Origin of the sequence: Bacillus sp. FJAT-22090, from assembly GCF_007676755.1 — a bacterium.
Classification (GTDB): Bacteria; Bacillota; Bacilli; order Bacillales_A; family Planococcaceae; genus Psychrobacillus.
The window spans coordinates 251,658-268,413 of sequence record NZ_VEBK01000002.1; the positions used below are offsets into that span (position 1 = coordinate 251,658).

The 16,756-nt window shown below is 36.3% G+C and carries 13 protein-coding genes; all 13 read left to right on the forward strand.

Annotated features, from left to right (window positions below; all coding sequences use genetic code 11):
* Positions 1-260: 260 nt before the first annotated feature.
* The 13 genes from FS486_RS20560 to FS486_RS04065 all read left to right on the forward strand — a co-directional run bounded on the left by FS486_RS20560 (position 261) and on the right by FS486_RS04065 (position 16,756).
* The gene (locus FS486_RS20560; protein ID WP_144509990.1) at positions 261-5,618 is read left to right on the forward strand and encodes a transglycosylase SLT domain-containing protein; all 5,358 of its coding nucleotides are present in this window, start codon (positions 261-263) and stop codon (positions 5,616-5,618) included.
* Between the two features lie 2 nt (positions 5,619-5,620).
* The gene (locus FS486_RS04015) at positions 5,621-6,397 is read left to right on the forward strand and encodes a phage tail domain-containing protein (RefSeq protein ID WP_186321349.1); all 777 of its coding nucleotides are present in this window, start codon (positions 5,621-5,623) and stop codon (positions 6,395-6,397) included.
* A gap of 17 nt (positions 6,398-6,414) precedes the next feature.
* Complete coding sequence (locus tag FS486_RS04020; RefSeq protein WP_186321350.1) at positions 6,415-9,432, forward strand: phage tail protein; 3,018 nt, start codon at positions 6,415-6,417, stop codon at positions 9,430-9,432.
* A 14-nt stretch (positions 9,433-9,446) separates the two neighbouring features.
* Positions 9,447-9,593: a hypothetical protein gene (locus FS486_RS20045; protein ID WP_186321351.1), complete on the forward strand. Its 147-nt coding sequence runs from the start codon at positions 9,447-9,449 to the stop codon at positions 9,591-9,593.
* A 20-nt stretch (positions 9,594-9,613) separates the two neighbouring features.
* Entirely contained in the window at positions 9,614-9,796 is a 183-nt protein-coding gene (locus FS486_RS04025; protein ID WP_144509994.1) for a hypothetical protein, read from the forward strand.
* Positions 9,797-9,856: 60 nt separating this feature from the next.
* Entirely contained in the window at positions 9,857-10,156 is a 300-nt protein-coding gene (locus FS486_RS04030) for a hypothetical protein (RefSeq protein ID WP_144509996.1), read from the forward strand.
* A complete protein-coding gene (locus FS486_RS04035) occupies positions 10,140-10,520 on the forward strand; it encodes a hypothetical protein (RefSeq protein ID WP_144509997.1) in 381 nt (126 codons plus the stop codon). Before FS486_RS04030 ends, FS486_RS04035 begins: the two co-directional genes overlap by 17 nt.
* Positions 10,513-11,427: a peptidoglycan DD-metalloendopeptidase family protein gene (locus FS486_RS04040; RefSeq protein WP_144509999.1), complete on the forward strand. Its 915-nt coding sequence runs from the start codon at positions 10,513-10,515 to the stop codon at positions 11,425-11,427. Before FS486_RS04035 ends, FS486_RS04040 begins: the two co-directional genes overlap by 8 nt.
* Positions 11,428-11,463: 36 nt before the next feature.
* Positions 11,464-11,919, forward strand: coding sequence for a DUF1617 family protein (locus FS486_RS04045; RefSeq protein WP_186321352.1), 456 nt, complete (start codon positions 11,464-11,466; stop codon positions 11,917-11,919).
* A gap of 50 nt (positions 11,920-11,969) precedes the next feature.
* Positions 11,970-12,359: a hypothetical protein gene (locus tag FS486_RS04050; protein ID WP_144510002.1), complete on the forward strand. Its 390-nt coding sequence runs from the start codon at positions 11,970-11,972 to the stop codon at positions 12,357-12,359.
* Entirely contained in the window at positions 12,352-12,747 is a 396-nt protein-coding gene (locus FS486_RS04055; protein ID WP_144510004.1) for a hypothetical protein, read from the forward strand. Before FS486_RS04050 ends, FS486_RS04055 begins: the two co-directional genes overlap by 8 nt.
* Before the next feature lie 68 nt (positions 12,748-12,815).
* On the forward strand, positions 12,816-16,571 hold the full coding sequence (locus FS486_RS04060; protein WP_144510005.1) for a BppU family phage baseplate upper protein: 3,756 nt from the start codon (positions 12,816-12,818) through the stop codon (positions 16,569-16,571).
* Positions 16,571-16,756, forward strand: a complete 186-nt coding sequence (locus tag FS486_RS04065; RefSeq protein WP_144510007.1) for a hypothetical protein — start codon at positions 16,571-16,573, stop codon at positions 16,754-16,756. The genes FS486_RS04060 and FS486_RS04065 overlap by 1 nt, the downstream gene beginning before the upstream one ends.

Below are 16,756 nucleotides of genomic sequence, written 5' to 3' on the forward strand. Positions count from 1 at the left end.
GTAATCATATTTAGAAATTTATATGATATCTAAAAATATAAAGGATTGGACAATCAGCAGAGATAGACCTAAGTTCTATTTAGAATAAGGTAAGCTCTCAACGACTACCAACGCATAGCTTGTACGACACAAGCTAATGGTATAGTCTACTCCCCTATCTAAATATCGGGAAACCGAGGGTATCAAGGAACTTTGTAAAAGCAGTTTTACCTAGATTAGTCGGAGTAGGTAGAGACACTCTCGACTCATTAGGCGTTGCCTTGGAAACAGACGACGGAAGACTTCGTAATGTAATTGATGTTTATACAGAAGTAGCAGAGAAGATGAAAGGAATTTCCGAAGCTGAGCAAGTAGCAGTTGTTAAAGGCTTAGGAGGCACGTATCACCAAACAAGACTTCAGGTATTACTCAACGATTTAGGTTCAGTTGATTCAATGTATCGTAAAATTTATGATTCATCAGTCAACTCGGCAGGATCAGCAGAGAGAGAAAATGAAAAGTTTATGAAATCTCTTCAAGCTAGAATCAATCTTGCTAGGGTTGAAGTTGAGAAGCTAGCTCTTGCGATGGGGGATGCTTTTCTAACCGAGTCCATGATTACTGGTATTGAATTATTTGGAGACTTTTTAGGGACAATCACTAAATTTGTAGATAAATTTGGTGTCTTACCAGCCTTGCTGGGAACTACAGGAGTTGCAGTATTTTTACTATCTAGTCGCTTTAGGACATTATCAGGCGCAGTTGGAACCTCTGTCACTTCTCTATTAGGATTTAGAGGCGCAGCAACTGCATCTGCAACGGCTTCAAGCCTTGCTTCTGGTGCTGTGAGAGGATTAAGTGTGGCATTTAAAGGCTTATTAGCTTCAACAGGAGTCGGATTGGCTTTAGTAGGTGTTGGAGTTGTCATTGAAGGTTTATTGGGTCACATGACCAAACAAAGAGAACTACAAGAAGAAATAGCTCAATCTAACCGACAACTTGTAGATTCTTATACGGCTAACAGACAGACCATACAAGACCTTACAGTCGAGTATGCCAAACTAGAAGGTGCGATGAACAAATCTGAACCTTCTACTGAGACACAGAAAAGATATTATGACGTTCAAAACCAAATTGCAGAATTAATGCCCAATCTTGTACGTTATGAAGACTCTTATGGAAATAAGATAATTGACACTAGTACTAATATTAATAGTAAAATTGGAATGCTAGAAAAACAGATAGAGGTACAAGAAAGGCTTCAAAAAATACAACAAGAAGCTGCGGACGAAGAGCTATTAAGAGAAAATGAAAGACTTGCAAAAGATAAATCGTCAAAGGCTGAAACCCAACTTAAATATTTCAATGAAAAAGCAAACGGCAGCTTTATGGGTGCTGACATGTATGCTTACAATCCAGAAGGTGGGATAAAGAATCTTCAGGATATGGAAGCCGCAATTAAACACTTTGAAGAACAAAGAGTCTACTATGCAGAACAGGGTCAAAAAGGAATTTCTGCAAAAATGAGCAAGATTGCAGACACCTTACAAAAAGAAATGAACACTTATGAAAGATTTATTGCTGAAGCCGATACTGCTCAATTTTACGTAGCTCAAAAGGCAATTGAATCTGCTGAAACGGTAATTAGTGAAAGCACAGCAATTTCAGACGTCACCAAGGAATTAGCTAAGAATATGCTAAATGACTTTTCAGTTATGGCTGAATCAAGCACTGAAGCAGAGAGTATTGCGAATGTATTCGGAGATGGCTCGTTTCAAAAAACATTAACTGAAGCTTCCAATCATATAAAAAGGTTTACTAGTTCAACCTCAGAAGAGTTTAAGTCCCAAAAAGCCGAGTTATTAGAATATGCCGACGTATTAAAAGAAGCTTTAACTTCTAATATGAAAGATTCAAAAGGAAATGCAATTAGCGAGAATTCTGAGGAATTTAAGAATGCAGAGAAATCTATACAGTCTTATATTGATAAAGTGATTCTAAGCGAACAAGCTGTAAGAGACTATGCTGATGCTAACGGTGTATCCATAGATGCAGCTAGAAACGCTACAGCTATGTTAGACGAACAAGGCGGGGCTTTTGAAGATGCAGGTGATAAAGTTGCTGAATATGTTGATAAGCTTCGAGAAAAAAATTCGGTTGAAGAGCAAATGGTTGGTGTTTCTCAGAATCAGATTAATGCAGTAGATGATTTAATTTATATGTATGAGGCACTATCAACTCAAACCAATTTAACAGCAAACCAAACTTTTCTGTTAAAAGATGCTGAAGAAAAACTAAAAGCCTTATATCCAGAACTCTCTAAATTTGGATTGCTACGTATTGATAGCATCAAAAAAGAAAAAGAAGCTCAGGAGATTTTATTAAATTCAGTCAAGCTATCTAAAGAAGGAAAACTTAAAGCAGAAGAAGATATGACTTTAAGTTCTGCTCTAGGAACTAAAGCTAGAATCGATAATATCAAAAAAGAATTGGAAGCAATGCTTACTCTTTTTAACTCTTATATGGCAGAAGCACAGAGATTGGCTGATTCAAGTAAAGATATCAGTGGTGATATGGATGCAGAAGAAGCGTATATTAAAGCTTTAAAAGCTAGAAATTTCGAAATGAATAAAACTCCATACAAGACAAAAGCCGCAGAGCTAGATGGCTATATCGCAGAGCTAAACACTTCTACAGGAATTCTAAAAAGCTCTACAGGGTATCAAGAAGCCTATAACAAATCAACTGACAAATCAACTAAATCCACAAAAGATTCCACTAAAGCAACCGAAAACTCAATCTACGTTACTGACCAATACAAAAAATCATTAGAAGCTGTCAACCTAGAACAAGAGAAACAGCAAAAACTCCGTTCAGGTATGACTGATTTTAGTAAGCAGTATCGTGACTCTCTACAACAAGAAATAAATTTAGAGAAGCAAAAAACGAAACTTATGCAAGATCAAGCTGCCTCTATCGAGAAACAAATCAAATCAGGTAAGATTAATCAAACTGGAATAGTCACAACTTCATCTGGTTCAACCACTACTTCATCTACTGGGTCTAAATCATACAGTGGTAAATATTCATCTGAAATCAATTCAGCAGCTTCTAAGTATGGAGTTGACCCTAATTTAATCGCTGCTATTATCAAACAAGAATCAGGCTTCAACGCAAAAGCAGTATCATCTGCTGGTGCTAGAGGTTTAATGCAGTTAATGCCAGGTACTGCGAGTGGACTAGGAGTTAAAGATTCATTTAATGCAGCTCAGAATATTATGGGTGGAACAAAGTACATTGCTGACCAACTCAAAGCATTTGGTGGAAATCTTGAAAAAGCTTTAGCTGCTTACAATGCGGGTCCCGGAAATGTTAGAAAATATGGTGGCATTCCTCCTTTTAAAGAGACTCAGAATTATGTTAAAAAAGTCTCTGCTAACTATGCTTCCTACAGTGGCGGTTCTGGAACAACTACTACAACAGATACTTCTAATGCCTCCAAGGAAGTTGCACAAGCTCAACAAGCAATCGACCAAGCAAAGTCTGACCTACTAGGATTACAAAGTAGCATTCTTCAATCCCAAGAAACAATTGCAAAGTTAGAATTAGAAATCATCAATTCTCAAATCTCAGAATTTGACAACACTCGCAAACTATATCAGCACACTCTTGACTATGAATCGGCTAAGCAAGAAGCTATCTCTAAAACAGGCAAAGAGTATCGAGCATCCATAGATAAACAAATCACTGCAATGAATGGTCAGCAATCTGCGAATCAAAAAGAAATAAAATATCTAGAAGATTTAATCGCAAATGGTAAGTTGTCTGCTTTAGCTATGAACGAAATGAAAGAAAAAGTTAAAGCGTTAAAAACTGAAATGTTACAACTTGGTACAGCAATTGAGGATGCAAACTTTGAAAAAATTACTTCTCGTATGGCAGCCTTTGATGAGTCACAAGACGATTTGCAATATTTGGTTGACTTAACAGGCGAATATATGAACTCTTTAACAGAGGGTAGCGAAGAATATAATAAAGCGGCTAAAGATCAAATTGCAACTATGCAGAAACAGCAACGTATGATACGTACCCAAATTGATGAGCATAAAAACGACTTAGCAACTAAGAAACTTGGTGTTCAAGCGACTAAAGACTTAAAAGAGAAAATTGAAGATTTAACCATCGCTTATTACAGTCTAGGCAATGGTATCAAGTCCTCAACTGAATCACTCAAAGAAGCAAATGAAAGAATGGCAAATGAAGTCGCAGACAAGCTAATCGACTCTTACAAAAATTACACAGAAGAGCGCAAAAATGCACATATGAAGACTCTTGATGCAGAAATGAAAGCTGAAGAGAAACGTCATAAGCAAGTATCTGACAATCTATCAAAAGAGTTAGAAGCATACAAGAAAATAATACAAGCAAAATTAGACATGCTTGATAAAGAAGAATCTGAACGTGATTACAACAAAGAGATTGATACGCTTGAAAAAGAGCGTTTAGAGATATTAGATAAAATAAACCTTTTATCGCTAGATGACAGTTTTGAAGCACGCAAAGAAACCGCTAATCTTACGGAAAAATTGAATGCCACTGAAGAGCAAATTGCAGAGAAACGTCATGATAGAGAGATTGAACTCCGAAAAGAGAATCTGAACGATTTATTAGACAAAAAAGAAGAAGAAGTGAAAAATCGTCAAGATTTAGAAGATGAGCGATACGAGCATGAAAAAGAATTGATTGATAAGCAAAAAGAAGATTGGGAGCAATACTATAACAATTTGCTCAACGACGAGCGTAAATTTGCAAAACTAAGAGAAGATATAGTCGCAGGCAATACTGATGCAATCAAAGCAGAGTTTGGTGAAATATTAGATTATTTCAAGGAAACAATGCCTGACTTAGAAAATACATTAGATGGTACTATGCAAGCAGTTGGGACAAGTATTCGTCAGAATATGATTGATAATCTAAAAGAAGCGATAGACTTGATGAGTCAGCTTGGTAAAAACACAGCTTCCTCCCCTTCTCTTGGCAACCAATTTGAATCTGATAAAACTAATACCACTCCATCTAAGCCAGCCTCCCCTACTACTCCATCAGCAGGAGGTCAAAAAGGAAATGGAACAATTGAGATAGTAAAACCAATTAATCTATGGAAACGACAACGGGGCAGCGACGAAATGAAATTCGAACGTATTCTAAAGCCAGGTGAAAAGTATCCTGTTTACGGTGAAGAGACAAGAGCCAACAGCTTTGGTAAACAGTATGATGTTGGTGGTGGTATGTGGATTACTGATATGCCAGGGTATATTAAGTATGCCAAGTTTGAAAAAGGCGGATTTACAGGCAATCAACAAGGTTGGTCAATGCTTCATCCTGAAGAGTTTGTATTGAATAAAGGCATGACCAAAGAAGCTCTGAAGATGGCTGACTTGTTCGCTAACTTAAATCGCTTGATTAATCCAATTAGAATGCAACCTATTAAGCAACCACAACTTGCGAGTAACTCAAACAACATTAGTAGCACGCCAATCCACTTCTACGTAGACAAAATGTATGCAAATGAAAAAGAAGTAGATGATTTTGGTAAGCGACTTGAAGAGAAAATGAATCGCTTTAAAGGAGGATGGTAAAATTGCGCGAGGCATTGCATTTTACATTTAACAATAGATCCTCAGAGGATATGGGAGTAGTAATTGCCTCTCCAAACGGAGGACTTTTCCAAGAAAACTTTCTCCCAACTAGGAGGTTATTAGAAACAAGTATTAGAGGAAAAGACAAGAGATATTTTCAGGGAGTGGAAACTGATCCACTCTCTTTTTCTTTGACTTTTTTTATTGAAGAGTGGCGTGACAGAGACAATTTAAGACAGATTTCAAGATGGCTTTTTCAAGATTATTATAAGCCATTATGGTTCGATACCAATCCCGAGCATATTTACTATGCCATCATCGAAGGTAGCTCATCTCTAATACACAATGGCTGCAAAGACGGATATATCGAATTAAATGTTAGATGCAACTCCCCCTTCTCTTATTCGCCTATTGACGAAGTTACAATCCAGTCATCAGTAGGAATATATCATTTTTATAATGAGGGCGACTTGACAATAAAACCTAGAGCTAGAATTAAGAAAACCGTTTCAAAAGGCGATATTGAAATTAAAAATATCACTAGTAATCAAACTTTTAAACTAACTGATATTCAGCTAGATGAGGAGATTTATATAGATTTTGAAAATGAGGAGATTGTCTCTTCCTTGCAGTATTTAAATGTATATAGGTATGGAAATCACAATGGTACTTGGCTAGAAATGATTATAGATGACGAGAGTAACGGAGAAAATACCTTAGAACTGACTGGAGATTTCCAACTTGATTTAGAATATGAATTCGTATACCTAGCTGAATAGAAGAAAGGAGGTAAATGATGCGCTTAGGACAAATAGACATTAACAAAAAACCTTCTAAACCAGAGTTGTATTTATGCAAGCCCAATAAACAAGTAATTAGACCGCTAAAAGATATTTACAATGTGCAATTAAATATCAATCTAGGGAAAGTAAATGAAGTTGTTTTTACTGTTCCTACTCAAATTGAGAGAAAGCATCAATTGGTGGATAATCCTCTAATAGATGAAATTAGACACAGATATCTAATCAAAGTTATTTATAACAATCTCACAGAATACTTTGTTCATTTCCAACAAAATAAAGTAGGCTCAGATAGCGACAAATATGCAACTTATACTTCCTATAGTACAGGTTATATGTTAAAAGGTCACAAGATCAGAGACTATCAAGCTGAATCAAAGTCTTTATCTTATATTGCCACAGATATTTTAAAGGAGACTAACTGGTCAATAGGATATGTTGACGCTGATTTTGATTTAAAAGCTAGACAGTTTGAAGTACCGAATCAAAATGCACTTCAAGCTATTTACGACTTAGCTGAAAAATTTAACGCTTTAATTGTTTGGGACACTATAAACTTAAAAATAAACTTTTATAAGCCTCAAAATATAGGAATGAATAAAGGATTTAAATTAAAAGAAGGTAAATATCTTGAATCCTTTGATTACAATTCTAATTCAGATGATATGCCTACTCGTTTAAAGCTTTATGGCTCAGAGGGATTAAGCATAAGACGATTGACTCCAACTGGAATGAATTACATTGAGGACTACAGCTATTACACTTATCCTTTTGAACGTGATGAAAATGGAAATGTAATTCAAAAATCTAAATACATGAGTGACGAACTGTGTATCGCTTTAGAAGATTATAATAATGCATTAGATGGGCTACAGGGGCAATTTGATTTACTTACTTCTCAGTTGAAAACAAAGCAAGATGAGTTACAGCAGAAAACTCAAGAGCTATCAGTTTTAGAAACTGAATTAAAAATATTGGTAGATGAAAGCGATGTCCTTAACAGAGAAGGTAAAAGTGGCACTCCTGAACATACAACAGTTTTAAACAAGATATCTGCAAAAGAAAATCAAATGACCATTAAGCAAAATGAAATTAATACTGTAAATGGTAATATTACTTCTTTAAACACTCAGCTATCTACACTTAGAACTTCAGCAAGTATGGAGACATATCTAACCAGAGATCAATTGCTGGAGCTAAATGAGTCATATGTAATCACAGAAGAATACACCAATGACACTATTATTGACGATGAAGATTTATTAAAAGAAGGAATTGAAGCCTTCATTGCCATGCGTGAACCTAAAGTGAATTTAACTTTAGATTTAGCGAACTTCTTGTCTGTTGTTGAGGCACAAAATGATTGGGACAAATTAGGATTAGGTGACACAGTAGCATTAGAATCCAAGCAGCTCAGACTATTAATTACAGCAAAAATAATAGGAATATCTCATATTTTTGATGACAATAAAATCAATTTAACAATTGCAAACGAGAAAGAAATCAGAGATAGCGATGCTAGACTTTTAGCAAAGCTGTACAGCGCTTCTAATACTTCTACTATTGTCAACATGGATAAATACAAATGGGACATGATTGAAGAGGCGAACAACTTAGTAAGTCAACTGCTCAATAGCAATTGGGATGCTGTAAAGAATAACATTGTTGCTGGATATAAGCAGGACATCATAATTGGAGAGCGTGGAATTGTAATTAAGTCCCCTGAAAATCCTTTAGATGTGCTAGTAATTCAAAGTGGAATGTTAGCTATTTCAAACGACGGAATGAATACATGGAAACACGCTATAACTGCTGACGGAATAATTGCAGATCGTCTCATTGGTAAATTAGTGATGTCTAATAGAATGATAATTGAAGATGACAATGGCGTCATTCGATTATCTGGATCGCTTCAAGAAATATTTGACCAAAACGGGAATGTAAAAGTAGCAATTGGCAAATACGCAGACAACAAATACGGTATGAGAATTGACAGCGGTTCTCTTGAAATTGTCGGTGGATTGACTGAAAACCAACTTAATCAGAGCATCAAAGATAAATTGCAAGAAGCTAATGGAGTTCGAGCTGATTTAAGATTGACAGCTCCCCTTCCTACCAACTTAACTCTAAATGGTGAAGGTATAACAGCAACAGTTACAGGTAGTCCATCTAAGTTTGCACGAATGGATTATCGTGGACTATACATTCAAGGTGGAGCTTTAGATATTAGAACTAGTGCTACTACTAATAGCGGGGTTGCATTTAACGGTTTAGGAATCAGTGCCTACAATTCAGGAGGAACTAGAACCTTTTATGTAGATACAAACGGAAATCTAACAGCTACTTCTGCAACAATAAATGGTCACATTAATGCAACGAGTGGAACATTTTCAGGCTCACTTCAAGCTGCAACTGGAACTTTTTCAGGTAGCCTAAATGCAGCTACAGGAAGCTTTAGCGGTACTTTAAACGCTGCTAGTGGTAGCTTTAGTGGAGCTTTAAATGGAGCTACGGGTACGTTTGGAGGATTATATACAGGAACAATCAATGCGGATCAGTTTAGAGGCTCATCTTTCACGGTTGGCTATGGTACTGGGTCAACCATGACACTCACATCCACATATGGAGCACACGTTTTAAGTTCAAGCGACTCGGCAGGAATGGCTATTCAATCTAGTAATTCTTTATCACTAAGAGCAAGCGGGTATTATGGTGTTTATGTGCCCTATTCTCCATTGGTTGCCGGTAGCGGTTTCCGAGTTGAAGGTGGCGTATCCCAATTTAACACAGAAGTTACAGTCAACTCAACTTTAAAAGCAACAACTCTGTATTCTGGCGGATACTTGGTCGCCACACAACAATGGGTGGGAAGTCAATTATATAACTACGCAACAACAACCTATGTAAACAGTCAAGTAAGTGGACGTGTCACCACTTCTGAAATGAATAGTGCGATAAATACAAAAGCCAACTCAATCTATGATTGGGTCAGATTAAACTTTGTGGCTAAATAATAGGAGGAACAGCAATGCCAAAAATTCTAATATCTTTAATGTTAGACAGAAATCAAAAAATTGAGATAGTAGACTACAATATAAATTCTATATCAACGTATAGCGCAAAACAAAAATATGACATAGTTGCATGGGTAAACCAACACTTTGCCGTAAAGTAAAACTACTAGGAGGAATTTAAATGAATATAATTTTTAAACTCAACAATGGGGACGAAATTAAAGCTTCCATTGAAGGTTTTAACTCATTAGAATTTGAAACGAAACTGAACAATCAGCTAACTCAATTTATCGCTGTAGGAAATGGTGGTTTTCAGAAGAATAATCTTGCATCATGGAAAGAAGAGGCAAAAATAGTTGATTGATTTATTGCAATATAAATAAGTTATTAGGTTAAAGAATATTTTCTAGGAGGGGGTTCTTCAGTGACTAAAACAAATAAAGAGCCTATGGAATTTTCTAAGAAAATTTTATATGTGACTTTTTTTATTGCGATAATTATTATTTTGTTCGCAATGGCAATGATCTATCTAATGATTACAGGAAACTACGTAGGTGATTCATCTAGTTTGAATACTTTACTTGGTGGTTTATTTACAGAAATTTCTGTTGGCACAAGTTTTTATTATTGGAAGGCTAGAAAAGAAAACACAATCAAATTGGAAAATCAATACGGAGTTACAACAAGTGAAATAGGAGATGATATCAATGAGTTTAATAATTGAATATTGGCAAGTTATTGTTGCAGTTCTTGCTCTAGTTTCTCTCTTGGGAACTGGAATTTTTTATTTTGTGAAGAAGCCAAGTAAAAAACAGATTGAACAAATTAAACAATGGTTGATTTATGCGTGCTTGGAAGCTGAGAAAACATTGGGAGAAAAGACTGGGCAATTAAAATTGCGATTAGTTTATGATGCTTTTCTGACAAAATTCCGATGGATTGCCTACTTCATGAGTTTTGAAACCTTTTCTAAGTTGGTTGATGAAGCACTAATTGAAGTAAGAAAAATGCTCGAAACTAATAAAGCTATAGTAGAAACAGTTAATAAAACAAGAGTAAGCATTGAAGGGAGAGTTAATATTGGCTGATTTTATTAAACCAAATACAGCTCCATATACCAGTCACTTTGGAGCTAGAACACATCCCATAACAGGAGTCAAAGGTAAAATGCACTACGGAATTGATTTTAGTGGTCATTCAGATGATGCAATTCGTGCATCAGCAAGTGGAACTGTTATCCGTACCATTCACGAAGGATCATTAGGCGGATTTGGAAACTTTATTATTCTTAGTCACAATATCCGAGGGCAGATGTATACAACGATATATGCACATCTAAGTTCTTTAAAAGTTAGAACTGGACAAACGGTTATACAAGGACAACAGATTGGTATTAAAGGAAATACAGGAAGTTCAACAAGCAAGCATCTTCATTTTGAGATTCATAAAGGTGGAAACAGACTCTACACTGCAAACACTGCGGTAGACCCCCTTCTTTATATGTTCGACGAGGAAGTGTTGGCAGTTCAGCAGCTTTTAAACAAGAGTGGCTATAAATTAACTGAGGACGGTATCTCAGGTGAGTCGACTACAAAGACAATAAAAAGTTTCCAGCAAAAAAATGGTTTAGCTGCTGATGGAATAGCAGGTGCAAATACAATAGCAAAACTCAAAGCTTTTTTAAATCAAGTGGGCTCAGTCTACAATCCTACTCCTACAAAACTAATGTGGGGCAAAACAGAATTCAAAAAAGGTCAGATTGGCAAGCTAACTATTCTAAAACCGATTAATCTATGGAAAGATGTAAATGGAAAATTAACAATGGAACGTGTTCTAAATCCATCAGAAGAATATCGAGTTTACGGTTATCGTGAATTGCACGGTGGTCAATACGATGTAGGCGGAGGAATGTGGGTTACTAAAATGAGTGGTTACATTAAATATGAAACACCTTCAAAATCATTACTGAAGCAAGCAGGAGAATTTTATAAATAAACTATAAAAATAAATCGGATAAAAGGAGATTTTCATTTGAATTTAAAAATCAAGAATTACGAACTAGAGACATTCGCTTACATCCTCTATGAAATGAAATTAGGCGGGAAAAAGTCACGTATGAGAACTCGTCTATTCAAAGTATTACAAAATTATATGAATGATTTAAACGAAGCTAATGAAGCATTGGTTAGTGAATACGCTTTACATGATGAGAGTGGTCAATTAGTTTATGCAGATAATGAAAAGAAAAGCATTCAGCTAGACATGCAAACTAAAGATGACTATTACAGAGAATATGAAACTTTGTGCAACGAAGAAGTAGTTCTAGAAATAAATGAAGCCACAGTAGATATGATGTTGACAGTTGCTCAATTATTTCTAAATGAAGAAGTCGAATTGAATCAAAATGAAGCTTTGATATATGACAATATCTGTGAACAACTAGAACAAATATTAGCACTACATGATTTAAATGAAGCATCTGGGTGATATATTGTCTATCTCATCTGGTTGCTTACTCAAATTTAGAGGTGAATTAAATGATGGAAGAAAGAAAATTAAAGCCTGTTACAGTGGTTGAGATAGTCTTAACTTATATATCACTTGGATGGGCTTATGTACTTTTCACATCGCCAAATCTTTTTGAAACAAGTAGCAATTGGATGATTATTGGCGAGATTGCTTCATACGAATGGCTGTTAGGAGTAATTGCTTTAGCCTGTGCCCTAGTAAAGATAGTTGGAATTGTGTTGCAGCATAAACGTATAAGGTGGGTTGGACTTGTGATGTCTACTGTTTTTTGGATAGTTATTGCTACGGGATTTTTAATCTCTGCGGGACATATCTCCCTCACTACTGGTTTCATTGTTTATAGTGGTATTGCAGTAATGAGCCTATGGACTAGCAAGGAAGTGTTATCAGATGAATGAGCCAACTAATGCCGTTTTAGCAGAGCAAATACGTCAATTGCAGAAAGAATTTAAGGACAACAAACTTAACACTAAAGAAGAACTAAAAGAACTAGAAGAAAAACTCAATCAAACCACACGAGTGACTAATGAAGTTAACTTGTCCATGCAATACGTCAAAGAAGCCGTAAATGATATGAGAGGTATGATGAAGGAGTTTGTTGGAATGATTACTACACAGAATGGTCAAATTGATAAAAAGATTAGTGAACAGCACAAAAAAATTGATGAGTTTATTAACTCTGATAAAAGAAGCGATTCTAAAAAACAATTTATAGTGTCCATTGCTCAAGTTTTAGCTGGGATACTTGCTACTGTTCTAGGATTCTGGGCAAGTGGGAAAATTTAAAATAATTAACTTGGAGATGTGCAAATGCATGTCTCTTTTTTCATGGAATTAAATAAAGGAGTGAGCGAATGTTTAAAAATGAATATATACTAAATGTAGATATTAAAAGAAAATTCACAGCGGTAGTTCCTACTTTTGTACAAAATGATACAGCTACATTAATATTCAAAATCTTTAACAATGGTAGACCATATGATTTGTCTAGTTTCACGAGCGCAGAGGTTACAACCGAAAGAAAAGACGGAAACGTTGTCATAGGGAAAGCTCATATTGAAGGAAGCGGCATCAATCAGCAAATTCGCTATGAATACTTAGGGAATGAGATGGCTAAATCAGGATTTGCTCAGACAGCTCTTACTATTTTCTCTGATTCTACAAGAGTTTCAATCTTACCTTTTAAAATAAACATTGTGGCAGATATCCGTGATGCCATCGGAGCGACAGAAGAATACGGTGTTCTTCAAGAGATGATCATTAGAGTCGAAGACACACTAGAAAACATCGGAGCTGTGGTAGATAATGCTAATCAAGCAATAGATAGTGCAAACAGTGCTGTAGTTTCTGCTAATCAAGCTATTTTAGATGCAACATCTGCTGTGAACCTAGCCACTGAAAATGCGACATTAGCAAATGAGGCTGCTAGAAACGCTAACGAAAAAGCACAACTAGCTGAAATTGCTACCACAAGTGCAACAGAGCAAACTGTATTAGCAAAACAAGCAACTGACTCCGCAAACATCGCTAAGCAAGAAGCGAATGTAGCCAAAGACGCAGCTAACGTAGCAACTAACAAAGCTAATATAGCAACTGCCTTAGCAGAAACTGCTACTACAGGAGCGAATCAAGCAAAAACAGACGCAATCGCAGCAACAAACGGCGCCAATATTGCTAAAAACAATGCCAATCAAGCCACCTTAGCCACTGAAACCGCTACTACAAATGCTAACAAAGCTACCACTGATGCACTAGCAGCAAAACAATTAACTGAAACCGCTACTACAAATGCCAACAAAGCCGCTAATTCAGCCAACGAAGCTAGAGATGAAGTCATAATAGCTACTACAAATGCAGTAAACGCTACTAAAAACGCAAATGATTCTGCAACTAATGCTCAAGCAATTGCCAATAACACAGGCTCAGCAGGATTGTTCGTACTGGGAAAAGCATACAAGAAAAATAATTTGGTTTTAGATAATGGGTCTACTTGGATAGCGCTATTAGATACTCAAGTGAATCCCCTTCCCACATTACCATCAACGGAAAATACTTGGTGGAGATTAGTAGCTCAGCGGGGAGTTGATGGTACAGGTAGTGTGGTTAGCGTGAATGACATATTCCCCGATGTGAACGGCAATGTAACACTTGATTTAGGTGACTCAATCAGAATGGTTGATGGCTTCTTGCCTGATCAGATAGGCAATGTCACAACTCATACCAATAAAACTGTACTAGATGATTTAACAGACGATGCAGGACAGCTTAAATATAAGGGAACAACAGTAGGATCAGTAACTAGTGTAAACGGACAAGTAGGATCAATTACTGGATTGGAAACAGTTACAGATTCGAATTCTAAGCTTGCAATGAAAGTTGATAAAATTGATGGCAAAGGACTTTCCGCTGAAGACTACACAACAGCAGAAAAAACCAAATTGAATGGTATAGCGACAAATGCAAATAATTATTCCCATCCAGCTACACACCCTCCAAGTATCATTGTACAGGATGCTACTAATAGGTTTATGACAGATGCTGAAAAAACTAAATTATCAGGTATAGCCACTAATGCAAATAACTACACACACCCTGCAAATCACCCCCCTTCCATCATTACGCAGGATGCAAGTAATCGCTTTGTAACAGATACCCAAATATCTAATTGGAATGACAAAGCGTCCACATCCGCAGCTACCACATCTGCAAACGGATTAATGACATCGGCAGATAAAACAAAATTAAATGGTATCGAAACTGGCGCTCAAAAGAACACAATTACAAGTGTAAACGGAGCAACAGGTGCTATCACAGGACTTGCAACAGAAACTTATGTAGACAATAAAACAGGAATTTTATTGGACAATATTGGAGATATGAGTGCCCTTGAGACCGTTAATACTACGGATTTAGTAAAAGCGATAAATGAAGTAAATGCTAAACCAACTGGTGGCGACACAACAGAATTAGTTCGCCAAATAAATTCGTTGTATAAACAATCTACTGGTTTAATGCGAGAAGTATCGTATCTGAAACTCTTACAAGATGCTTCCGACCGTATAGATGGTGGTACAGTAATCGCTCACGATATGAACGGCAACATTATCAACATGACGCTAGATGAAGCGAATAGTCAAAATATCGTTATTCGTGACGGTAAGATGCTTATGATTAATGCAACGTACAATACAGTCACAAAAACAGACACTACAGTAGTTGCAAGTGCTTACGATACTAGTGGTAATGGTGGACGTAAGTTGGTTCGGTTGAAGAGTGGTAATCAGTATGCAGTTGTAAAACTCCCAACTGGGTATCACATTTATAAAACTACTGATAATTGGACTACGAAAGAACTTTTCAAATCAAATACTTCTTGGACTAATTTATACGATGTAGCTATAGAAACGAATGGTGCGTTCATTTATGTATTAGCGACTATCAATAATTCGAGTAAATACTTAAACCTTCAAGGATATAAAGAAGATGGAACGTCAATCGCCGCTGCAAATCTAGATAGTGCTCAAACGGAAATAGGCAACGTATCCCTAACCATCAATTCAGAAGGAACAGAACTACACGCGGCATGGTCGAGTAAAAATGCAACATATCCTAACAGTTTCAATATCAGATATGCAAAAGGTGTAATTAGTCAAGTAGATGGTAGTGTTACGTGGTCTGCTGTGGAACAAATGACAAAATCACAAACAACAGGCACAGACTATATATCTCCTTCGCTTGCTCTTGACCATAAAAACGATCCTGTAATTGTCTATATACAGTCGCTCTCTACGCAAAACAGAGTACAATGTTTTTATAAAAATGGAGCTGATTGGATTTCTAATGAGTTCATATACGCAGGTGGAGGATACGCTCAAGCTACTCCTTCTATAATGTTTGTACCGAAAAGCGTAAACGGATTAGCGAATGGTCGAATTTGGGTTGTGTGGATTGGTCGAGATGTAACTCACAAGTATAATGATAATATCATGATATCTTTTTCGGATGATGGTGGCGTGTCGTGGTCTTCTATGGTTAAACTCACTTCCGCTTCAACATCAAGTCATAGTCCAAGTATAACTGCAAATTCAAAAAATGAAATTACTGTTGTGTTTGAAGGTATTTCAGCAATTAGTTCATCTACTAGAAACATTCGTAGTGTAACTAATAAGGATGATATATGGGGGGACATAAAAGATATAACGAGTAGCAAAGCTAGTAGCCCCTCTATTGGAAGTCCCAGTGCGTTGTATGATTCAAGACTTGATTTTACCGACCCTCTATTTATATACAATAATAAAGAAGTTAATAAAGTAGGCTTCTACGGAACATGGCAAGAACCTTTTGAAACACCAACTTTGACAGCTAAAGCCGTTTACGACTTACCTTCCACAGATTTTGTAGGTGCATTCGTCAAGAAAATAGGAGCAACTACCGTTCAAACATATGTAAATGACGTGCTAGCAGATGCAGAGTTAGTCGATAGTGAATATCAATTTACGAAGCAACTAGATACAGAAGCACCAATTAAATTACGATTAGAATTGAGTAGAGCGTCAACAAGTGGTGGAGAAAATGATGCAGTTACTAGAATATTGGGAGGGATTGCTTGATGGAAAGGAAATTTAAAATTCCTACGAAGGAAGAGAAACGCATTGCGGAACTAGAAAAAGAAAACCTTTCTAATATGATAGCAATGACAGAAATGTTTGAGACTAATATAAAACTCGAACAAGAGAATGCAAATACAATGGTCGGACTAACTGAACTATACGAAATTGTTTTAGGAGGAAAATAA

Excerpts from the sequence above, each read along its gene's own strand:
- FS486_RS20045 (WP_186321351.1), top strand. The coding sequence starts at position 9,447 with ATGCCAAAAATTCTAATATCTTTAATGTTAGACAGAAATCAAAAAATT.
- FS486_RS04055 (WP_144510004.1), top strand. The coding sequence starts at position 12,352 with ATGAATGAGCCAACTAATGCCGTTTTAGCAGAGCAAATACGTCAATTG.
- FS486_RS04020 (WP_186321350.1), top strand. The coding sequence starts at position 6,415 with ATGCGCTTAGGACAAATAGACATTAACAAAAAACCTTCTAAACCAGAG.
- FS486_RS04060 (WP_144510005.1), top strand. The coding sequence starts at position 12,816 with ATGTTTAAAAATGAATATATACTAAATGTAGATATTAAAAGAAAATTC.
- FS486_RS04035 (WP_144509997.1), top strand. The coding sequence starts at position 10,140 with ATGAGTTTAATAATTGAATATTGGCAAGTTATTGTTGCAGTTCTTGCT.
- FS486_RS04025 (WP_144509994.1), top strand. The coding sequence starts at position 9,614 with ATGAATATAATTTTTAAACTCAACAATGGGGACGAAATTAAAGCTTCC.
- FS486_RS04050 (WP_144510002.1), top strand. The coding sequence starts at position 11,970 with ATGATGGAAGAAAGAAAATTAAAGCCTGTTACAGTGGTTGAGATAGTC.
- FS486_RS04065 (WP_144510007.1), top strand. The coding sequence starts at position 16,571 with ATGGAAAGGAAATTTAAAATTCCTACGAAGGAAGAGAAACGCATTGCG.